Annotated in this window: 19 protein-coding genes; 12 read left to right on the top strand and 7 right to left on the bottom strand. The window is 39.2% G+C overall.

The window, feature by feature from the left end; all coding sequences use genetic code 11:
• Positions 1-38 precede the first annotated feature (38 nt).
• Complete coding sequence (locus HR060_RS14190) at positions 39-467, top strand: hypothetical protein (RefSeq protein ID WP_174200957.1); 429 nt, start codon at positions 39-41, stop codon at positions 465-467.
• On the opposite strand, the gene HR060_RS14185 is transcribed toward HR060_RS14190, so the two are convergent.
• Positions 457-936: a YcxB family protein gene (locus tag HR060_RS14185; RefSeq protein WP_174200956.1), complete on the bottom strand. Its 480-nt coding sequence runs from the start codon at positions 934-936 to the stop codon at positions 457-459. The two genes, HR060_RS14190 and HR060_RS14185, sit on opposite strands and share 11 nt — an antisense overlap.
• 253 nt (positions 937-1,189) lie before the next feature.
• Here HR060_RS14185 and HR060_RS14180 point away from each other — a divergent pair, with 253 nt between their 5' ends.
• Complete coding sequence (locus tag HR060_RS14180; RefSeq protein WP_174200955.1) at positions 1,190-3,367, top strand: S46 family peptidase; 2,178 nt, start codon at positions 1,190-1,192, stop codon at positions 3,365-3,367.
• Between the two features lie 49 nt (positions 3,368-3,416).
• Here the strand turns inward: HR060_RS14180 and sigZ are convergent, their stop codons facing one another.
• Positions 3,417-3,983, bottom strand: coding sequence for an RNA polymerase sigma factor SigZ (gene sigZ, locus HR060_RS14175; RefSeq protein ID WP_174200954.1), 567 nt, complete (start codon positions 3,981-3,983; stop codon positions 3,417-3,419).
• Between the two features lie 94 nt (positions 3,984-4,077).
• Between sigZ and arsH the strand changes: the two genes are divergently transcribed.
• The 3 genes from arsH to HR060_RS14160 all read left to right on the top strand — a co-directional run bounded on the left by arsH (position 4,078) and on the right by HR060_RS14160 (position 7,960).
• Positions 4,078-4,722, top strand: a complete 645-nt coding sequence (gene arsH, locus HR060_RS14170) for an arsenical resistance protein ArsH (protein WP_174200953.1) — start codon at positions 4,078-4,080, stop codon at positions 4,720-4,722.
• Positions 4,723-5,009: 287 nt separating this feature from the next.
• A complete protein-coding gene (locus HR060_RS14165; RefSeq protein WP_425487460.1) occupies positions 5,010-7,442 on the top strand; it encodes a M1 family metallopeptidase in 2,433 nt (810 codons plus the stop codon).
• Entirely contained in the window at positions 7,442-7,960 is a 519-nt protein-coding gene (locus tag HR060_RS14160; protein WP_174200951.1) for a DUF6702 family protein, read from the top strand. Before HR060_RS14165 ends, HR060_RS14160 begins: the two co-directional genes overlap by 1 nt.
• 92 nt (positions 7,961-8,052) lie before the next feature.
• On the opposite strand, the gene HR060_RS14155 is transcribed toward HR060_RS14160, so the two are convergent.
• Entirely contained in the window at positions 8,053-8,538 is a 486-nt protein-coding gene (locus HR060_RS14155) for a VOC family protein (protein ID WP_174200950.1), read from the bottom strand.
• Between the two features lie 121 nt (positions 8,539-8,659).
• Between HR060_RS14155 and HR060_RS14150 the strand changes: the two genes are divergently transcribed.
• Positions 8,660-9,556 (top strand): LysR family transcriptional regulator, encoded by an 897-nt coding sequence (locus HR060_RS14150; RefSeq protein WP_174200949.1) that lies wholly within the window; start codon positions 8,660-8,662, stop codon positions 9,554-9,556.
• A gap of 108 nt (positions 9,557-9,664) precedes the next feature.
• Here HR060_RS14150 and HR060_RS14145 read toward each other — a convergent pair whose 3' ends face one another.
• Entirely contained in the window at positions 9,665-10,165 is a 501-nt protein-coding gene (locus tag HR060_RS14145) for a lactoylglutathione lyase family protein (protein WP_174200948.1), read from the bottom strand.
• A gap of 180 nt (positions 10,166-10,345) precedes the next feature.
• Between HR060_RS14145 and HR060_RS14140 the strand changes: the two genes are divergently transcribed.
• Positions 10,346-13,915, top strand: coding sequence for an FG-GAP repeat domain-containing protein (locus HR060_RS14140; protein ID WP_174200947.1), 3,570 nt, complete (start codon positions 10,346-10,348; stop codon positions 13,913-13,915).
• 87 nt (positions 13,916-14,002) lie between these two features.
• On the opposite strand, the gene HR060_RS14135 is transcribed toward HR060_RS14140, so the two are convergent.
• Positions 14,003-15,109 carry a serine hydrolase domain-containing protein gene (locus tag HR060_RS14135; RefSeq protein ID WP_343044238.1) on the bottom strand — a complete coding sequence of 369 codons (1,107 nt, stop codon included), beginning with the start codon at positions 15,107-15,109 and terminating at the stop codon, positions 14,003-14,005.
• A gap of 15 nt (positions 15,110-15,124) precedes the next feature.
• On the opposite strand from HR060_RS14135, the gene HR060_RS19465 reads away from it, so the two are divergent.
• From HR060_RS19465 to HR060_RS14125, 3 genes are all read left to right on the top strand, one after another.
• A complete protein-coding gene (locus HR060_RS19465; RefSeq protein WP_246283185.1) occupies positions 15,125-15,265 on the top strand; it encodes a hypothetical protein in 141 nt (46 codons plus the stop codon).
• A 93-nt stretch (positions 15,266-15,358) separates the two neighbouring features.
• Positions 15,359-16,243 (top strand): DMT family transporter, encoded by an 885-nt coding sequence (locus tag HR060_RS14130; RefSeq protein ID WP_174200945.1) that lies wholly within the window; start codon positions 15,359-15,361, stop codon positions 16,241-16,243.
• 109 nt (positions 16,244-16,352) lie between these two features.
• Complete coding sequence (locus HR060_RS14125) at positions 16,353-16,616, top strand: DUF2999 domain-containing protein (RefSeq protein ID WP_174200944.1); 264 nt, start codon at positions 16,353-16,355, stop codon at positions 16,614-16,616.
• Positions 16,617-16,672: 56 nt separating this feature from the next.
• Here the strand turns inward: HR060_RS14125 and trxC are convergent, their stop codons facing one another.
• The gene (trxC, locus tag HR060_RS14120) at positions 16,673-17,107 is read right to left on the bottom strand and encodes a thioredoxin TrxC (protein ID WP_174200943.1); all 435 of its coding nucleotides are present in this window, start codon (positions 17,105-17,107) and stop codon (positions 16,673-16,675) included.
• Between the two features lie 79 nt (positions 17,108-17,186).
• The gene (locus tag HR060_RS14115) at positions 17,187-18,968 is read right to left on the bottom strand and encodes a putative bifunctional diguanylate cyclase/phosphodiesterase (RefSeq protein ID WP_174200942.1); all 1,782 of its coding nucleotides are present in this window, start codon (positions 18,966-18,968) and stop codon (positions 17,187-17,189) included.
• A gap of 172 nt (positions 18,969-19,140) precedes the next feature.
• Between HR060_RS14115 and HR060_RS14110 the strand changes: the two genes are divergently transcribed.
• Together HR060_RS14110 and HR060_RS14105 are read left to right on the top strand one after the other, a co-directional pair.
• The gene (locus HR060_RS14110) at positions 19,141-19,833 is read left to right on the top strand and encodes a porin (RefSeq protein ID WP_174200941.1); all 693 of its coding nucleotides are present in this window, start codon (positions 19,141-19,143) and stop codon (positions 19,831-19,833) included.
• Between the two features lie 210 nt (positions 19,834-20,043).
• Positions 20,044-22,421, top strand: a 2,378-nt coding sequence (locus tag HR060_RS14105) for a hypothetical protein (protein ID WP_174200940.1), incomplete at its 3' end; no start/stop codon positions are given.

The raw sequence follows: 22,421 nt of genomic DNA, 5'->3' as shown, positions 1-22,421 counted from the left end.
ATCATATTAGGATGTATTATTCGTAATAACTAAGATAGGTGACTGTATTTTTAAAGCCAGAGTTAACGATGAGTGATGTGAAAATAGATAATGCTGATGTCAGCGTTAGTGAGAAAATTGCGGTAATATATTTACTCAATGCCATTGTGCAAGCAGATGAAAAAGTCGATGAACAAGAGCTCAACTACCTGGCCTTTTTTGCTAAAAAGCACCGCCTGAATTTATGTGAGCAGCGCTTTAAAAAGCAAAAACTAGATGGCTTGTGTCAGGCGATTCAATCTGATGCTGCTAAAGTTTTTGCAATTGAGCAAATTATTCGATTAGCTATGTGTGACGGTGAGTATCACAAATCTGAACGTCAAGCGGCAATCGTATTAAGTGGCATGCTGCAACTCGAGCTAGATACCTTTTTAGCGATAGAGCAGAGTATTATTGAAAACCCTGATCAAACTCTCGTCAATTGTTAGCTTTAGCAGTTAAAAACTCAATTACCTCATCTGACAAGCATCGATTCGATAAATAGGTCTTTCCCTTTGTTAGGTGTAATAACCAGCCTTGTTTGGTTTGTTCGACCTTGACAATATCTTCCCAGCTAATTTTGCTGTTTACGTAAATCGATTGGCTGTGCACTCCATCTTCATTTATGGTCAACGTCAGCTCGTTATTGGCAGCTTTACTGATCATTTGTCTGGTAAGCCACCAAGCTTTATCAAAACGCACACTTAAGGCATCTACTGCAGCTAAACCTATCATAAACCAAGCAAAGTAAGGTGAGTGGTCGGTCAAATAGAGCAGGGCAATACCAATGACAGCGAGTATCAGTGATTTTTTATATTTGCTAAATGAATGGTTGGCAGGTACAGACTCATCATAAGTTTCACTAAAGTGACTTTTATCGAGTTTGTAGCGGGTCGTATAGGTAAATTCAGGTTTCATTTAACAGGTTAGTTTAGTCATGATTGACATAGGTTAGCAGGCGTGAAGGGTAAGAGAAAGCATTGAACAAGCCTTCGTATATCGACTGATGGCAATAAGGGCTGACATCTTGCTTAAACATCGGGTGATCTGGCAACTGCAAGCTAAACTTTACAGCTATAAAGCCGCTCTTTGGGTATTTAGCTAACGTTTCTGGCTTTTTACCATTACGATGAGCGGATGACACTTATGCAACAGAATAATAGGAAAGGCGATGTTAACGAAAAAGCTTGTTAAGGCTTTAGCACTGGCTCCACTTTTAATGGTTGGTGCGGCAAAAGCAGATGAGGGCATGTGGCAACCACATCAATTACAAGAAATTAGCGATAAGCTCAAGCAAGCTGGTTTAAAGCTTGACCCTAAACAAATGGAAAACTTAGAGCAGTTTCCGATGAACGCAATCATCAGTTTAGGTGGTTGTACGGCTTCATTTTTATCGGCACAAGGTTTAGCAATCACTAATCACCACTGTGCTTATGGCTCTATTCAATACAACTCTTCTGAAGATAAAAACCTACTTAAACAAGGCTTCGTCGCCAAAACTAAGAGCGATGAATTACAAGTGGCGCCTGGTTCACGTATTTATGTCACAGAATCATTAACTAAGGTGACAGATAAAGTAACAGGTGTGATCCCTGCATCGGTAACAGGTGAAGCTTTTTACAAAGCGGTAGAGGCAAATGAAAAAGCGCTTGTTGCAGAGTGTGAGACATCACAAGATTATCGCTGTGAGGTTTATAGTTTTCACGGTGGTTTGGAGTATTTTTTAATTAAGCAGCTGGCTATTCGCGATGTGCGCCTTGTTTATGCGCCACCTTCGAGCATAGGTAAATTTGGTGGTGATACCGATAACTGGATGTGGCCACGCCATACTGGGGACTGGGCCTTTTACCGCGCTTATGTCGGTAAAGATGGTAAACCTGCAGATTATGCGAAAGACAATGTACCATTTGAACCGAAAGCATTTCTAACCGTTAATGCAAATGGGGTCGATGAAGATGATTATGTCATGGTACTTGGTTATCCGGGGCGTACCAATCGTTACCGCACTGCAGATGAGGTAGAAAACCAATTTAATTGGGTCTATCCAACGGCTAAACGTTACCGTGAAGAGTATATGGATGTAATCAAAGCTACAGCAGCTGAGGGGAGTGAAGCGCGTATAAAGTATGAAAGCACATTAGCAGGGCTTGCTAATTACGCTAAAAACTATGGCTCTATGATCAAAAGCTTCCACAGCGGTGATATGTTAAATCGCAAACAACAAGAACTCGCCGATTTACAAGCGTGGATCAATAGCGATAAAGCGCGAAAAGCACAATATGCTCAGGCGTTAACTACGCTTGATGAGTTAGTTGCACAAGGCCAAGCGCAACAAGAGCTTGATCTAATGATGGCCTATATTGGCCGTACTAATATGATAAGCGTTGCCAAGCGCTTATATCGATTAGCGAACGAGAAAACTAAGCCAGACGCTGATCGTAAACAAGGTTATCAAGAACGTGATGTTAACCGTTTCCGTCAAGGTATGAAGCGAGTCAATCGACGTTATGATGCGAATGTGGATAAAGCCGTTTTAGCCCATTTTATTTCTCAATACGCTCAGTTTCCAGCTGAGCAGCGCAATACCGCTTTTGATCAATACTTTGGTTTAGACCAAGGTTTTAGCATTGATAAGTTAGTTCGCCAGCTCGATAAAATGCATGCTAATACAGAGTTAGACCAAGAAGCGGTGCGTTTAGCTTGGATGGATAAATCAGTTGCTGACTTTAAAAACAGTGACGACCCTTATATTCAATTTGCCGTTTCTCAATATGCCAATGATATGGCTAAAGAGAAAAAAGACGATGAGTTATATGGTCACTTAGCTAAAGCACGCCCTGCCTTTATGGCCGCGATGATCGCTTATAAAAAGAGCAAAGGAGAGCCTGTCTACGCGGATGCAAATAGTTCATTGCGTATCACATACGGTAATGTCAAAGGTTACTCTCCTAAAGATGGTTTATACGCTAAACCTTTTACCACCTTAGAAGGCATGTTAGCTAAATATATTCCAGGTGATGCAGAGTTTGATTTACCCCAAGCTGCGCGTACTGCGATAAAACAGCAAAACTTTGGGGAGCATTACAATGCTAAAGTTGGCTCTGTTCCTGTTAACTACCTTTCTACGCTAGATATCACGGGTGGTAATTCAGGATCGCCAACACTCAACGGTAAAGGTGAGTTTGTCGGTTTAGTCTTTGATGGGGTTTATGAATCTATCATTGGAGATTGGGATTACGATACTAAGTTAAACCGTGCCATTCATACGAGTGTGCCGTTTATGTTATGGACCATGGAAAATGTTGATGGTGCGCAAAACATCGTTGAAGAGATGACGATTGTTAAATAAGCCTTTTTCACTATCAAAAAAAGCAGCTTAACCGCTGCTTTTTTTATATCTATTTCTTACCTAATTTGAAGTCTGGCTTTCGTTGGTAGTCAAAAACGCGACCATCTTTATCGGTGTAAAAATGACAGCAGTTATCGAACACTGCTTTAAGGTTGCGGCGGCTTTTTTGAACTTGTGATTTTAATGTCGAGTAACTTAATTGATGTGCTTCCGCATACGCTTTTTGTGAATGGCTCTCTATATCAATCGCTTTAATTAATTGTGCTTCCTTAGCGGGTAATTGCTGTAAAAACGGCTGTATACAATTCACTAAATTTTGCTTGGTTTGCTCATCATTCGTTAGTTCAAATGGTATCAGCTGCTCAGCTTCTTGTTGGCTTATAAAGTTTGTTCCATGAGTGGCTTTTTTTCGGTAGTAGTCAGTAATGGTGTTATTGGCCAATTGGAACAGCCAAGGTTTGATGCTGCTTGGGTTTTCTAATTGCTCAAGTTTAGTAAAGGTTTTGATGAAAATATCTTGCAGTAAATCATCCACATCTTCTGGTTGGGAGATACGGCTGTGCAGAAATGCTTTTAAAGACTGTTTGTAAGCCTGCCAAATTTGCTCAATATCCATCTTATTTTAAGACCTTAATAAAATACTAAAAAATGTCGTCTTTTGTTCGAGCTTAACGTCTTACGGGTAAAACGGCTAATCAAAAGGAGACATCATGCATTATTTAGCCCAACAGAATTTTCAGTTACAACCTGCTGAATTGATAAAAAGTATTCATAAACCGAGGGTTTTAATGCTTTATGGTTCATTGCGTCAACGTTCATATAGCCGATTAGCTGCTGAAGAAGCGGCTAGGGTATTAAGATTAATGGGCGCAGAAGTGAAGTTTTTTGACCCCAAAGGCTTACCTTTGTTTGATCACAATGAATCAGCTACGCATCCCAAAGTGGCTGAACTTAGAGAGTTAGTAAAATGGTCTGAAGCACAAGTTTGGTCATCTCCTGAAATCCACGGCAATATGTCCAGTGTATTGAAATCGCAAATTGATTGGATCCCGCTAACAGAAGGCTCTATCAGGCCATCTCAAGGTAAAGTGCTCGCTGTCATGCAAGTAACAGGTGGCTCTCAAAGTTTCAACGCGGTAAACAATATGCGAGTTTTAGGGCGTTGGATGAGGATGCTGACCATCCCTAATCAGTCATCTGTGGCTAAAGCTTATGATGAGTTTGAACAGGATGGTTCGATGAAAGCGTCAAGCTACCGAGATCGCATTGTGGATGTGATGGAAGAATTGATGCGATTTACCTATTTAACTAGAGATCACAAAGACTTTTTAGTCGATAGGTACAGCGAGAGGTAAGTATTATTTTGGTAAAAAAGTGTGGGTGGAATCCGGTTTTATTCACACTTTTTAAGTATTTCACCCTTAAAAAACTGCTTTGTAATTTTATAGTTACAGGTTTTTAAATAATGAAATAGAGCGATTTGTATCTATACTGATACAGGCCTTTATTAACCAATTGTTATATTGTAACGTTGATTGTTTGGCTCGGCCAAAATACAAACGCTAGATTAACTCAATTGCAACTAACTAAAATAGCAAACCTGTCTATGAATAAAACTAAAAATATAGTGCTTGTCGCACTGATGACTTTGTTCACTGTTAGTTCTGCTTACGCTTCGGCTATTAAGCAAACTAAAGGGGATTTTGAAGATAAATTCCGACAGTTAGAAGAAGTCCTTCCTACACCTAATGTATATCGAAATGCATCGGGTGAGCCGGGTGAAAAATACTGGCAACAAAAAGTCGACTACAAAATCAAAATATCGCTTGATGAAAATAAGCGCCGTTTAACCGGTACTGAAGACATCACTTACCAGAACAATTCACCTTATAAGTTAAAGTACTTATGGGTGCAGTTAGACCAAAATATCTTCAAAGAAGATTCAATTGCTAATGTTGCCAATAATTTTGGCGGTGTTGGTCGTCGTGGTCCTTATACAGCCCCTGGTGATGCCAAAACGCCTGCAAAAATCAGCTTGGGTGAATTGCGTCGTCAGCAATTTATGGCTGATAACGAATTGGGTTATGAAATCAGTGCGGTAAAAGATAGCCGAGGTAAAGCCATCGACTTTACTGTAGTTGGCACTCAAATGCGTATTGATTTACCTAAGCCGTTAAAGTCAGGTGAAGATGTAGAGTTTACCATTGATTTTGCCTTCAACATTGTTGAAGAAGACGCTGTATCTGCTCGTTCTGGCTATGAACATTTCCCAGATGATGCAAGAGAAGGCGGCAATGATATCTTTTTATTAGCACAGTGGTTCCCGCGTTTACACGCTTACACTGACTACGAAGGTTGGAATAATAAAGAGTTTTTAGGTCGTGGTGAATTCACGCTTGAGTTCGGTGATTATGAAGTTGAAATTGAAGTACCTGCCGATCACATTGTTAGCTCAACAGGTGTATTAACTAACCCAAAAGACGTACTGACTAAAACACAGCGTAAACGTTTAGAAAAAGCGAAAACGGCTAAACGTCCTGTCTTTATTGTGACCGAAGAAGAAGCGTTAGCAAATGAAAAAGCTGGTACCAATAAGCGCAAAACGTGGAAGTTTAAAGCTGAAAACGTTCGTGACTTTGCTTGGGCTTCATCGCGTAAATTTATGTGGGATGCTAAAGGCTATGACCAAGGTGGCGACGATATGCCATTTGTCATGGCGATGTCTTTCTACCCGAAAGAGGGCGGAGACTTATGGAAGAAGTACTCAACTGAGTCGGTTATCCATACGATGGAAGTTTACTCGCGTTATTCTTTTGATTACCCATACCCAACGGCACAATCAGTCAATGGTCCTGTCGGCGGTATGGAATACCCAATGATCACATTTAATGGCCCGCGTACTGAATTACAGGACGATGGCTCGCGCACATACTCGCAAGCTGAAAAGCGTTTCTTAATTGGCGTGGTTATTCACGAGATTGGTCATATCTATTTCCCGATGATTGTGAACTCAGATGAGCGTCAATGGACTTGGATGGATGAAGGTTTAAACAGTTTCTTAGATGGCGTTGCAGGTCGTGAGTGGGATCCAAACATTCCATGGGGTGTAGAGCCACGAGATATCGTCGGTTATATGAAGTCTGAGCAACAAGTACCAATTATGACGCAATCAGACAGCGTATTGCGCCTTGGTCCAAATGCTTACACTAAACCTGCTGCTGCGTTAAATATCTTACGTGAAGTAGTATTAGGTCGTGAATTATTCGATTTTGCTTTCAAAGAGTTCTCTGTTCGCTGGAAGTTTAAGCGTCCTACGCCGGCTGATTTTTTCAGAACAATGGAAGAAGCTTCAGGTGTTGATTTAGATTGGTTCTGGCGTGGTTGGTTCTATTCGACTGATCACGTAGATATTGCTATCGACAAAGTCTACCAAATGCGTTTAGACACGCATGATCCTGATATCGATTTCGCTCGTTTGCGCGATATCGAAAACAACAAACCTTCATCGTTATTTGTTGAACGCAATAAAGCCGAAGGCAAAGAATTATGGATCAACCGCAATCCTGATGTCAGTGATTTCTACGATGAAAATGACCGCTTCACGGTAACGAATAAAGAGCGCAACGATTACCAAGATTTCTTAAAAGGATTAAAACCTTGGGAGCGCAAAGCCCTAGAGCGTGCGGTTAAAGAAGACAAAAACTACTATGTGTTAGAGTTTTCTAACAAGGGCGGTTTAGTGATGCCAATCCTTCTTGAACTGACTTATAAAGATGGTTCGGTTGAAGAGCAGTATATTCCGGCTGAAATTTGGCGCCGTACGCCTAAACATGTTCGCAAGTTAATTGTCACAGACAAAGATAAAGAGCTGGCGAGTGTTGTGGTCGATCCAGGTTGGGAAACTGCTGATGTAGATGTTGAGAACAACCATTACCCGCGTCAAATCATTCCTTCTCGTGTTGAAGCATACAAGAAGAAAAAGCGTTCGGGTAAGGTACATCGCGACATCATGCAAGACATTAAAACTGAGCTGAAAAAAGACCAAGAAGCGTCAGACAAGGACAAGGCTGAGTAATGTTAAAGCGTTTTTCTCGTTACTTTGTAAGTACTGTTTTAATGGTTGCCACGTTTGTGGCAGCCCAACAAGCGTTTGCTCATCAGCAAAAAGCGGCAGAGACAACGGTTTTATTCAACCAACGTTCAGGTCACTTAGAAGTGATGCACCGCTTTTATTTGCATGATACAGAGCACGCAGTACAGACTTTATTTGATAAGCGAGCAGATATTCTTGACTCTAAAAAAACACAGCAAGAATTTGCTGACTATGTTGCTAAACACTTTTTAGCGCGCACGCTAGATGATAAAGATTTGCCATTATCGAGTGTCGGCTACGAAGTGGAAGGCAAGTTTTTTTGGGTATATCAAGACGTCGCTTTACCGAAAGAGACTGAGCTAAGCGGCATTAAGCTATACAATGGTTCGCTGCGCGATTTATGGCCTACGCAAATCAATATGGTCAATATTGAAGGCAAAGGACAAACTCGCACGCTTTATTTCAGTGAAAATAAAGATTGGTTAGTGGTTAAGTTCTAATCACAATACATATGCTCATTTAAAATAAAAGCGGCAAGTTCATTATCGAACTTGCCGCTTTTTTTATTCCTATGAGTTTTGTCTAGCTAGCGTTACTCATAATCGGTGGCATAGGTTTCTTCATAAGTATGAGAGTAAAGCTCAAATAGATTGCCAAACGGGTCTTCTAGATAAACCATTTTTGCCGGTTTGGTATCATCTTCAGGGTGGTAACGCATTACATCCATTCTCACTTTTCCGCCATATTCTTCAGTCTTTTTCATCACGGTTTCAAAGTCATCAGTTTGCAGGCAAAAATGGAAAATACCCAAACGAGAAAAATCTAAATCATGGCGTTCTGCACGCTCTTTCATTTCAAATAACTCAACGCCAATTCCATCTGTTGTGACCAAATGAGCAATGTTAAAACCTTTAAAGCCTTCACCAAATACTGCAATACACATGCGGCCGATTGCACTTTCTCGCTCTTCAATAACTTTGGTATTGTTCATTACAATACGAAGCCCTAAAACGTTAGTGTAGAACTCAACCGCTTGGTCCATATCACCAACCATAATACCAATGTGATTCATTTTCATCGTCTTACTCCAAAATTATTAAGTCACCTGCTGACTTGATATGAGGAGTTTATGAAGAAATTTTGATTAATGAAAATTATCAATTATTATCATTTCAATAATTTATTGTTATGGGGCTGTTTTGCTTAATCCAATTTGGTTAGATACCTTTATTACGCTTGTCGATACAGGGCACTTTACTAAAACAGCTGAAAAACGCTTTATGACTCAACCTGGCGTCACTCAACATATTAATAAGTTAGAGCAAGCCTGTGGCTACTCGCTAATTGAACGCAGTAAAAAGCAGTTTGAATTAACCGAACAGGGGCGTTTAGTTTATCAATATGCGCAAGCACAAAAGAAAAATGAACAAGCGCTAATAGAGCAGTTATCGTTTGATAGCCCCTATGCTGGGCAATGCACGATTGCCTGTTCTGGCGCTTTAGCATTAGGTTTGTATCCTGCGCTTTTATCCCTACAACAGCGCCATGCAGATTTGGTGATAAGACTCAAAGCCGCCCCAAATCAGCAAATTATTCAAGAAATTCAAACAGGGAAGGTGGATATAGGCATAGTTACGGATGTCCCTAACCCCAGCTTGTTTGATGTCACTAAATTGGCACAAGAAGAACTGTGTTTAGTATTGCCAGCAACTATTGATAGGGTGTTCGAACTGTGGGATATTGCAGCGGTATTGTCAGAGCTTGGGCTTATTAACCATCCAGATGCCGAGCATTACTTATCGCTTTATTTTGCTAAAAGTGCAGAACAATCTCTGCAAAGTTTAAATATTGCCACTTTGGCAGAATCAGGGTTTATCAATCAAATCAGCCAAATACTCCAGCCTGTAGCGAAGGGTGTTGGTTTTACTGTATTACCCAAAAGTGCGGTAGACTGCTTTGATGATCACAACGCCATACAGGTATTTAAACCACCACAGCCAGTAATTGAAACCTTGTATTTAGTAAAAAAGAAAAACCGCACATTAGCTGCGCGGTTTGATATGGTGATAGATAAAATAGAGCAAGTCGTGGTATAAGCTCTGCTTGCTAAAGCAGATGCTTAAATAAAGAGTCGTATTAATATTAAACTAGGTCGCGTATTTTTGTTGGGTGTAACTGATTTTATAAAAGCCAAGCCAATTTGTTTAATAAGCGCCAGCAGAGTAGGTTAATTCATAACTGTGGCTGTAGATTTCTAAGATATTACCAAATGGGTCTTCCACATAAATCATGCGATAAGGTTTTTCGCCCGGATAATAATAGCGTGGTGCTTTCATACGCTTCTTACCACCGTGTTCGACAATTTTATCAGCAAGTTCCTCCAGATTAGGGTCCTGTAGGCAGAAATGAAAGATACCTGTTTTCCAGTATTCAAAATTATCTTCTGGGTTTTCTTGGTTATCAAACTCAAATAATTCAACACCAATACGATCACCTGTCGATAGATGAGCTATTTTAAATCGCTTCCAATTGGCACCAAATACATCGGTACACATCTCACCAATAGGGCTGTCGTCTTCTGTGATTTCAGTTGGTTTCATAATTAAGTACAAACCTAAAACTTCGGTATAAAACTTTACCGCTTTTTCAACATCGGGTACTGAAATACCAATGTGTGAAAAGGTACGTGGGTAAGGGGTTACCATTATTTTTCTCCTATCATTTATACGTTTGATTTCTAACACATATAAAGTGTAGCGAGTGTTTACATTTTTACTTTTAAAATCTGGATATATCTCCTTTTTGAGCATGGTGAAGTGTTTTTAAGTATTGCTATTTGTGATAGGTTTGACCTGAAAAAAATTACCCAAAATAAAGGAACTATTGTGAAAAAAATCATAATGTTGATTGGCTTTTTCTTTCTAATCGCATGCGGTGGAGGGGGAGGAGCCTCCTCATCCAACAGTGCTCCAAGCAGAGCTAATAACTCAAATGATAATGTCACCGTTAAGTACGATCCGAGTAATAAAACATTTGAGCAGATATACGATGACTTTACTGACATGCGGTTAGCTTTTTATGGCGGTATTACTACTCAAGCAAAATTGAGTAATAATAACTTGCGTCAATTTAGCCAGCTTGTCCTAAGACAACTCAATACTGATATTGGTTTTCCAGATAGCATTGAATCATCCTCTAATGCCAGTGCGCTAAAGCTTGTCAGCTATACAACTTCACGCATTAGCCAGTTTTCACAAAATAATCAAACCGCTAATGAGCAGGTTCAGGTAGCTAGTCAAGAGCAAGCGATTTCAATTGATGAGCAAGATAGTTGTGATAGCGGTACTGTTCGAGTACTAGGGGAATTAGATGATAACTCTACAGGCCCCATCACAGTAATTTTTCAACAATGTGAACTTGATAATGTAGTATTTGATGGTGAGGCACTGACGTATTTTTATTATGGCGTTGTGGAAAATGTGTTTTTAAATCAATTGGCCGTTACAGATGGTGGCGAAAAGTATCAGTTGACCGGAGATAGTTCTACTTACGGCCTTCAAAACATGGCCGTCTATGATCCTGTTTTAGATACTACTTTTCAAGTTGAAAACTGGAGTGAATTTTTTAGTGATACAAGCCCATCAGTAGAAGCGTCGATAACTGGTTATTTGTATCATGCAGATTTTGGCTGGGTTTACGTTAATCGAAAAGCGAATGAAAAAATCGTAATTGCTGATAACGGTGATATCAGAGGCGCCATTATATTGACCGACTCAACTAAAGAATTTGAAGGTAGCTTTGTTAATAAGCGATTTAATTACGTGATCAAACAGAGCAGTAATGGCGAGCCTATCAACAGTGTTGTCTTTAATTCTGATGATACGCTTGAGCTAACCTTTGTTGACTATAATTACCCGCCAACAGCTTACTTTGCTATAAATACCGCAGGTAGCTACTACACAAGTAGTAGTCTTTCTACTGTATTAGATAATTTATATGATAGGGAAAACGACCATATTAGTGTGACATATGAATGGTATATTAATGGAATTAAACAAGATATTTCAGAACCAACATTACCACCTTTTATTGCAAGAAAAGATGACAATGTATATGCACGCGTTATTTTAGACGATGGAATTAACCTTGTGGGTTACGATTCATCTGTTGTTTATATAAATGATTCCCCCGGAACTATTTTTCTAGATGTGCCTAAATCGCCACTATTAACCAATCAAAATTATCAATTGAAGTTTGTTTTAGATGATGATGATGTTGAAGATACAATTAACAATCAATATCTAGATGTGCAGTCAGTACCTAATAACAGTCAATTTGATGGTGAAGTTTTGGTTTGGCAAACACCACTTGAGCAGAGCTTCCCTTATTTATACTACCCTGTAAGTTTTAAGACTGATGAGTGGTCTCAGCTAAACAAAACGTATTTACCTTTAGTTGATTCAACTAAAACATTTACTGCTTATAAAGGCGTGGGCTTGGCTTGGTATGATGAGAATATTTTAACGGGTCAGTTTGATAATGATGCCAACACAGAGATGCTTGTTTATTCATTCGGTGACTTATATGCCTTAAAAATGGACGGTGAAACGGCGAGTTTAAAGTGGTTTTACCCTTATAGTGCGCCAAGTGGGAAATTACTTAAAGCAGACTTAAATAACGATGAAACTGATGAGGTTTACATTTTAACAGGCACAGAATTGTTTCAAATTGGTGACTTTAAAGCACCACCAAAGAAAATTTTATCTGCTGAAAAGTTAAATATTAATGAAAGCTTTGAGCATATCGCAATTACTGATTTGAATGCTGATGGCCAACTCGATCTAGCTTTGTTAACGGCTACTAATTTAAACATCATTGAAACTGAACAATTTACACTTATTAAAAGTGTTGACGTGCCAGCGATTCAATCATGGAATCGAACCTTAATGCTTGTCGCAAATGTTGATGACGATCTCGCTCAAGAGGTTATTTTGAGTGATGGTTACGTTTATGACGGTGTCTCGCTTAAGAATGAATGGTTTTATCCAGATGGATTTGGTTTTGATATGGTTTTAGTTGATGAACCAAATAATGGCATGAGTCGACTTGCATCACTATCTTATGACGATGTTGATTATGTAACTAAGTTAACTTTATTTGATATCTCGGCTAAAAAAATTGCTCAAGAAATAGAATTTAACCCTAGTGAATTTTGTCGTTTAGACAGTGGTGAATTAGACAATAAAGTTGGCAATGAATTAATTTTGCATAACTGTAATAACTATAGCTTTGATGCTTACAATTTATCATCAGAGGGCTTAAATCTGTTTTGGCAACAATCTATAGGTAATACTTATAACGGTTCTGCCTTTGTTTTTGATATTGATAATGACAATTATAATGAGGTGGTCATTGATCGAAGTACTGATGAAGCTTATGTTGTCAATACCCCTGCTGAACTGGCTGTAAATTCAGCTCAGGCCGAAGTACAAACATATAAAAGTGAACGTTACTATCAAACGTTTGATTTATTAGGTGAGGCTAAAGTCGGTTCTAATGAAAAAAAAGATATCATTATTGCTAAAGACAATGATGATCAAATGCATTTAGTTACCTTGTCTGAAGATTTAGAGCCGAATATTTTACTATCTTTGCCTAAACCTGAAAATTTTAGTACTGTATCCCTGCTTAAATTAGTGGATTACAACTTAGACGGTATAGATGAATTATTTGTCTCTTACGATGATAGAACATTTACGTTATTTAATTTAACTGATTTAAGTCCGTTTGTTACAGGTACACTCAGTTATTATACATGGGGTAAAACAGTACACTTTGCCGATTTAAATCAAGATGGATACCAAGATATTTTGTATGTAAGTAATAATACTATGGTAAGCCACGATATCCATAATCAACAAATACTGAATTTAAGTACTCAAGAGAATAATATTGAGCCTCTTTATATGAATTCAGCCGACGACACTGCTGTGAAATTATTTGCACACGACTATAGCGTGATCAAATTGTGGAATATAGATGAAGCAGGAGCGAATTTGATAAAATCTGAATCGGGCAGTTGTGATAAGCTTCTTGATATAACCTTGATGTCAGCTGAGCATCACTTAGTTTGTTTATCGAATTATGAATTCACTACTTACACATCAGATTTAGATAAAATTGCAACTTATGATCTTCATATAAATGGCTATGTTGATGCAATTACTTATGATGCGTCTATCGCACCAGATAGTATATTAATATGGCACTCTATATATGGGGAGGATGGAAAAGCGATATCTGCGTTTTCATTAAATGAAGGAAAAATAACTTGGAAACTACCTGCAATTAGTAATTCTTTTGCAGAAAGTTTTAGCCATGAAACATTAAAGACTGTTGATGGCGAATTATTGATTAATTCTAGTGGAAAGTTATACCGCGTTTCTGAGAACTAATTTAATTTGTTTAAAGGTAGACAGTACAAACTGTTTACCTTGTTTTCTACCCATTTACCGATAGTAGTAATACTTTAATGCGTTGTATTAATTATTTAACTTTGAAAGTTGGTTTAAAGTTGAAGGAGTTAATTGTTCCGCATTATTCCAAAAATGGCTCGATAGTTTGCTTATTACGTTTGATTCGGCATTAATCAACATCGCAAAGCCAATACCTAAATCGGGCGAATAGCCCACTTCGGCTCTAAAGCCGGCGACCCAACCTGAATGATAAACAATTGGAAAGTTCTCTAACTGATAAATACGCCAACCATAACCGTAATGTGCATCGGTAAGCAGATTTCGCCAATATTTACGGCGTAGATCTTTTTTGGTTTTAACTCTAGGCGTTGTCATATCATCCAATAGGCTAGGTGATAATACTTCTGGACTATGGCCCATATTCGCCATCAACCACTTTGCCATATCACTGATACTGGCATTGATACCCGCTGCAGAGGGCACTTTGTAATAATCTGGGCTGACTTTCACCTTGCGCCAAGTATTGTGGCTGATGATATCGCCAAAGCTATCTCTTTGTTTGGTGCGTTTGCGCTTGATTAAAATATGCGGCTGCGCGCTGTTAACGGAATTGATAAACGCTTTATAACCGACACTGGCATTTTTCATATCCAATGGTTTAAACAGTTGGCTATTGACTAACTGTTCATAGCTTAGTGCTTGGCTGTGCTCAATGGCTGGTTCGACCAATGAATAGGCGATATTTTGATAGCCATAACATTTACCTACGCCACAAATGGGGTTGAGTTTGTCAAAACGCTTGATGACTTTTTCGAGTGGCCATTTTTCATGCAGCATATTGTCATAAGTATTAGGCATTAATCCTGATGAATGACTCAATAAATGCTTGAGCTGAATTTGCTCTGCAAAGCCTTTTTTTGCCAGTTGAAAGTAGGGGACATAATCAGTGATGGGCGTTTCTAAATTCAGCTTATTTTCATGAGCCAGTTTGGTGGTAATAGCAGCCGCAAAGGTTTTAGAGACAGACGCTAGCCTGAACACTGTATTGCGGTTAATGGGTTGGTTGCCCTTTTGTACTGTTGTACCTAAAGTTTTAAGCGACACAACGTGATTTTCTTTAACAATCACATACGCACCACCTGGAATGTCATTGAGTTTGAATTGCTTTTGCACTGTTTTAGCAAAGTCTTGGCTAAACGTTTCAGCCGTACTTGCAAAAGAACAGTAGCAACTAATGAGCAAAAATATAAAAACGAAGTAACGCCACATGAAAATATAAATTCAGATCAACAGGATAAAAAAGCGGTTATTTTAGCGGCTCGACAATAAATTAAAAGCTTAGTGTAAATTTAACCCCTTTTTCTATTCGAAATAAGGTAAACTTATGCGGTCTTTTCTTACGTTTTAATCATCCTCTGATATATGAATGCAATCGCTGCAATGATACCTGCTAGTGTCGGGTATATGATTTTATCCGCATTGGGTTTTGCTTTAATGGCCGCGTGTGTCAAAGAAGTCTCAGCTATGGGGATCCCGGTATTACAAATCGTTGCAGCACGCGCGCTGGTCTCTGCTTTTTTGAGTTATGCTGATATCAAGCGTAAAAAAATCTCGCCTTGGGGAGTCAACAAACCGCTGCTATGGTTACGAGGCATAATGGGTGCCGTTGCACTGATTTTCGTTTATTACGCTGTTACTACTTTGCCTTTAGCTGAAGCGACTATTTTACAATATTTACACCCGGTATTTACCGCTGTTTTGGCTGTGCTGTTTTTAAAAGAGGTGATAAAACGCTCAACAATTGCCTGCATTGCGCTGAGCTTGCTGGGGCTGCTTGTCATGGTGGCACCTAATTTTCAGAGTTTTGACTCAGTGAGCTCCTCACTGATTTATTCTTGGGTCAGTATCGGAGCTGCCATTCTTGGCGCTTTAGGTAGTGCTATCGCTTATGTTGTTGTGAAAAAGCTAACTAAAACCGACGATAGCTCTGTGATTGTATTTTACTTTCCGTTTGTTGCGCTGCCGTTTTCACTTGTTTTACTCGGTAGTGATTTTGTTATGCCTAGTTTGGCAGCGTGTGGTTTATTGTTACTCGTTGGCTTATTTACCCAAGTAGGGCAGGTGGGGTTAACCAAGGCGTTAGCATGTGAAGATGCCAGTAAAGCAACTGGTTATGCCTACGTTCAAGTCGTGTTTTCAATCATTATCGGCTGGGTTTATTTTGCTGAAGTGCCTGCAATAACTACTTTTATCGGCGGTGGGTTAATTATCGCTGGAGCCTTAGTGAACCTATTTTGGAAAAAGTAAGTCTATGGCTCTTTTTATATTGAGTTTAAAGTAGTGAGATATTGTGCTTTGTTCGATACTGATTAGCGCTTACAATGGCTAAAACATGATTAATCAATAAGGTTTAGCTATGAACCCAATTATTCAAACTTTAAAAGAACACAATGTAAGCGATGAAAAAATCGCAGAGGTCTTCCAAGCGTTAACAGAAAACCCGTTAGCTGCAATGGCGACTGTGGGGCAGTTAGGTATTCCGCCAGAGAAATTACAACCTTTAATGATGGCGGTAATGGCGCAACCTGATTTAATCAAACAAGCAGTTGAAGAGTTAGGATTAGACTTTAGTAAAGTAGAAGAAGCTAAAGCGAAAATGCAGCAGCAAAACAATAGCTAAGCTGCGCTGAAAGCGACATAAAAAAGCCTGCGTTAGCAGGCTTTTTTGTCTTTGCGCTATGCACTTAATTTTTGGATACATTGCATTATCCATTGCTTGATATGACCTTCTGATAAACCACCAGAAATACGATCGATTTCTTTTCCACTATGAAAGAAAATGAGTGTGGGAATTCTGCGAATCATGGCATCAGCTGATATTTGTGGTGCTTGTTCAGTATTTACTTTTGCAAATAAAAGTTGTGGCGATTGCGCCGCGACGGCACCAAATGCAGGCGCCATTTGCTGGCACGGTCCACACCAACTCGCCCAAAAATCAACAATAACCGGGAGTTGATTGTTCTCAATAAAAGCGTCAAAGGTACTATCGGTTAAATCAACCGGTTTAGCCGAGTAAATCGGTTGTTGGCACTTACCACATTTGCCTAGGGTATGGTCTTTATCGTCTGGTACGCGATTGGTGGCAAAACAAGATGAGCAAACAATATTCATAAATTCAGGTTCTTATTATAAATTTGCTCTAGGGTAGACAAGCCAAGCACTGATTACAATTACTTGGCTTATTCTTTGTTTAGTCAGTTTGTACTTTTAACAGTACTTCAAATTCATCTGTTGGTAGCGGCTTAGAGAATAAATACCCCTGATAACTGGCACAGCCCTCAGACTTTAACACTTCGAGTTGAGGTTGAGTTTCTACCCCTTCTGCTATTGTTCTTAGCCCTAAATTTTGAGCGAGCTGAATGATAGTACGCACTATCATGTGATCTTTGTTATTGGTGTCACAATGATCGACAAAGCGCTTATCAATTTTCAGAATATCGATAGGTAAATTACCCAGCTGTGACAGTGATGAATAACTCGTACCAAAGTCATCGAGTGACAGGCTAAAGCCATGTTCTTTAAGCTGCTTAAGTACTTCAATATTGTCTTGAGTTGATTGCATCAGCACACTTTCTGTTTGCTCTATTTCAATCCAGTGCGGCGGACATTTTTGTTTCGCAAGAATCACTTTGAGCTTATCGACAAAATCAATATCGGCCAACTGTCTTGCTGAAACATTAATCGCGATGTTTTCTATATCTGATATGGCTTTGAAGTGATGAATGTCCTTGCATGCTTGCTCGGCAACCCAACGGCCTATGTCTAAAATAGTATCGTCTTCTTCGGCAATTTTAATAAATTCAAATGGGCTGACATGGCCATATTTAGGGTGGTGCCACCTGAGTAAAGCTTCCGCTGAAAAGATCTTGCCCGTTTGAATATCAACTTTAGGTTGATAATAAAGTGATAGTTGATCGCGCTGAGCGGCGAGTTTTAAATCGGCTTCTAATTCGCGATAACGAATGGTTTTTTCTGTTAGTTTCTGTTGATAAAAAGAGTAACGCCCTTTGCCTTCTGCTTTGGCTTTGTACATGGCGAGATCGGCTCGAACGACTAATGATTCGGCATCAAAAGCGTCTTGTGGGTATATGGCAATACCAATACTGGCGGATATTTTGTATTTTTTGTCGGTTAGTTCATAAGGCTTAGTGGCCTGCTTTAAAATGCTTTCACTTAAAGATTGCGCCTTATTGGCGATGTTTTTACTCGATTTAATAATGAAAGCAAATTCATCACCACCTACTCGGTAGGCGCTGTAGTCTTTACCGGTAAATGATTCAAGCCGGCGTCCTACTTGTTTTAATAACTGATCGCCTACTTGATGACCGAGCTGATCATTAATTTTTTTAAAGCCATCAAGGTCGATATTGATTAATGCAAAACCCTCACCCGCTTTGGCGATGTGTTTAGTTTTATCGACTTGATGATATAAAAATTCTTGGAATTTCTTGCGGTTAGATAAACCCGTTAAATAATCTGTGTAGCTTTCTTCCCTAAATTGCATCATTTGGCGCTTGGTTTGTTGTTGATAAAACGACATCACACAAGCAAAAGTAGTGATCACTATAACCTCTAGGCCATCTTCTACAATATCAAACATTTCGGCTATACCAACTGAGTGCATATAGGCGGTTAAAATGGCAAAACCTACGGCAATGGGCCAGAGTGAGCCAGGGAAAATAAGCAGATATAAAATAGGAATACCGATGTAAATTTCTTCAATATCCTCAATATCTAGCGGAAATAAGTGGCCAATAGCAAAGATCAGAATAAAGCTAATAATGCTTAAAAACTTTTTATGTGGTGGATGTTCAAGAAAGTAACTCGCACCTGTGGTCAGAGCAAATAGCATGTACATCCATTTTGCTATCGGTGGTTGGTCGAGATTAAACAGTGAGGCACTACAAACGGCAAGAAGCGTTAAGAAAATGGTAGTGATGACAGAAGTATTAACTTTTTTCAAAAACATCATAAATAGTGAAAAATACTCGTTATTGCACCTTATGTGCTTGTAATTTATCCAGAATTGTATCGAATTTTAGCTATAACATCTGTAATTAATGGCTATTTATTTGTAACCATTAACGACAATCAACACGTTTTATTACTAGAATTAACAAAGTTATTAAAACTGGGCTTTTTTTATGAAACGTGTTGAATTTATGAAAGTTAAATTAAGCTTGATTACACTTTTATGTGCTTTTCCTAGTTGGGCAGCTAAAGAGTTTGGTTTTTTAACTGAAGCTACCTACCTGCAAGATGACGGTGAGTGGCAACTCAATGCTGAGTTAACTCGAACTGAATTTCAGCAAGAGAATAAAAGTGATTGGGGTTTAGCGGCAGAATATGGTTTAACCGATAGATTACAAATTGAAGTGGCTACTCAATCACAATATCAGCTTGAAGAGGGGATATTCGAACAAGAGAACAGCTTTGAAGTTTCGCTCGGGTATAACGTTTATCACCAGCAACAAAATCAACGTTCATTTTCTGTTGAGCTGGGTTATCAAGATGAAGAAGGCGAGGGCGGTTATGAGTTAGCGGCACTTTTTAGCCAAGCTTTATTTGAAAAACATTCCCTACATCTTAATGTCAGTTATGAGCAAACTGATGACGAAAAAGAGTATGCGTTGGGATTAGGCTACACGGTACCTTTGTTTGAAGATATTGCGCTAATGGCTGAAATCACTAGGGATAAAGAAACCGAAGACGGCGAAAGTGGCGAAGACGAATACAGCAGCCATTACAGCTTAGGTATGGTATATAAAATTGTGGATGATTTAGAGCTGGGGTTAGCTTATGTAAAGGCCAGCCCTAAAGGTGATACTGAGCAGTAATTCATAGCAAAACTGTCGTGGGAATTTGAATAAAGGACCAAAAAAGTATTTTGTTCATTTCATCCTATTATTCCCCAAACTAATGATTATTATTTTAAATAAATCACCACATAAAACATAACTTTGCAAGCTTATCTTTTCTTCTGTTAACATTGTTGTTACATAATAATAACAATGGTTCATCGCAATGTTGGGCTGGGAGTAAATAGCATGAGCAAATCTCATTGGAAAATGAGCTTGTTATTAAGCGGTTTCATTATTTCAACGACAGCGCTGGCAAGCACTGAACCTCAAGTTTTTGTCGACCCGGTAAACGGCTTAACCAAAGGTAATAATGGTGCAGATGGTTCTATTACCAAGCCTTTTAAATCCATTAGCGATGCGATAGCTTATGCTCAATCCCAATACAATAGTGGTACAAAATCACCTTACAGTATCCAATTACGTGGCGGCACTTACACTGAAATAGTCACTAAAAGTGGGGTAAAAGGGGCTGCTGATAGACAGATAACCATTCAAGCCTACAACAATGAGAAGGTATTGTTTGATGGCAGTATCGATATTTCTCAAGGTTGGCAATCAGAAGGCAATAACATTTATAGCAAACAGTTAAATGAAGATGTTTGGCAGTTATTTGTTAATGAAAATGGCCAGTGGCAACAAAAAGCGAATGCCCGTTGGCCTAATGCTCGTTTTGGTGACAAACAAGGTGATATTGAATCGGTTTACAGCCGAGAAAGTTGGGCGCATGCCAATACTTCGGGCAATGGTTTAGGTGTCATGCTTGATGATAGCCTAGCGAGCGATATCAATATTAACAATATTAGCCTCGAAGGCGCTGTGGTGGTTGCCAATGTCGGCAGTTTTGATACTTGGACACGTACCATTACCTCTCACCAAGCGGGTAATAGTCGTTTTGAATATCAAGCGACACCGCGAATTTGGAAAAACCAAAATCACTTTTACTATTATGTCGAAAACAGCAAAGCGTTGTTAGATAACGATAACGAATGGTTTTTTGATAGCAATACGAAAAAAGCGTATTTGTATTCATCAAATGGTGCGCCAAGTGGTGAAATCCGCGCTAAAAAGCAAGCATATGCTTTTAACGTTAGCTCTTGGTATCACGTCACAATTAAAGATGTCGACTTTTTTGCCAGCACCATACGTTGTGGTGGCTGTGAAAACTTTACTATTGAAAACGCTAATTTTGATTATGCTGGCTCAGCTAAGCGTGCTTTAGGCGAAACGGCTGAAAAAGCGGATATTTTATTTATTAGTTCAAATAATAAAGCGCTCGATCATCGTTCTAACAACACCTTACGCAATATCAGTGTACGCAATGTTGATGGTCAAGGTTTTGTAATGCGAGGCAATGGCGTTGTTGTCGAAAACTCATCATTTGAAAATATTGATTGGGCGGCAACAGAAACTTATGCTCCAAGCTCATCTCTAGTATTTGATGGCAACTACAATACATTCCGATATAACACGGTCAAAACCGCGGGTACCTCAGAAACCTTAGCTAGCTCTGGTGCTGCACCTACAGGTAATGGGTTATATCAAGGTGCGCCGGGCGGTGTGTTAACAGCTGAGTTTAACGATATTTCTGATACAGGTTTTGCACAAAGTGATGGCGCGATGATCCAATTGCGTATACCCGCGCAAAAAGGCTCGATTGTTCGATATAACTGGCTGCATGATTCAAGCAAATACGGTATCCGTTTTGATGCGCCTATTCCAGCTACTTTATACGGTAGTGAAGCGATCGCACATCACAACGTGGTTTGGAATGCCAATGGCATCATGGTTAAAGGTACGGATCATCAGGTTTATCACAATACGGTTTTTGATACCCAAGAAGCTAAACGCAGTGACTTGATTATATTAGATGATGCCAATGTAAACGGTATTTTAGGTGGTGCCAATGAGAACTCGATTGTTATCAATAACGCCGCTGATGTGATCTCAAGTCAACGTGCTAGTGTTGAGCCGATTTTAGATTGGGTTAACCTTGGTTTTAATGTCAGTGCTATTGAACAAAACAGCACTTTATCTGAATCATTAAAAGATGCAAGCAATCGCGATTTTAGAGCACAAAATAACTCTTTATTGAATCAAGGTGATTTGATTGATTCTGCTTATTTGACCGATTATGAAAAAGGGCAATTTTCTTATTCTGGCAGCTATAAACCGACTGCTGAGCAATATTGGATCCCCGGTCGACAATTAATGCAAACCAGTCATCCAATTCCGGCGACATTAGCAAACCAAGTTAAAACCAATACTGATTTGATTTGGCGACAAGCCTATCAAGCACAAAGCTATCGCGTGTATTTAGCAAAAAGCCAATCGAGCTTAGCTGAAGTGAGTGCGCAAACACACAATGTATATTCTGCTGCGGATCTTGATATTGATAGCCAATATTTTTGGCGGGTTGATGCGGTTAAAGCAAACGGTGATGTGATTGTAGGTGATGTTTGGTCTTTTAGTACGGGTAATGAAATTATTACTGAGACTGAGACTGAGACTGAGACTGAGACTGAGACTGAGACTGAGACTGAGACTGAGACTGAGACTGAGACTGA

The organism is Marinifaba aquimaris, assembly GCF_013328345.1.
GTDB classification, from domain to species: Bacteria; Pseudomonadota; Gammaproteobacteria; order Enterobacterales; family Alteromonadaceae; genus Marinifaba; species Marinifaba aquimaris.
Note: the sequence above shows the minus strand (reverse complement) of the source record. Positions and strands in the feature narration are given on the sequence as shown.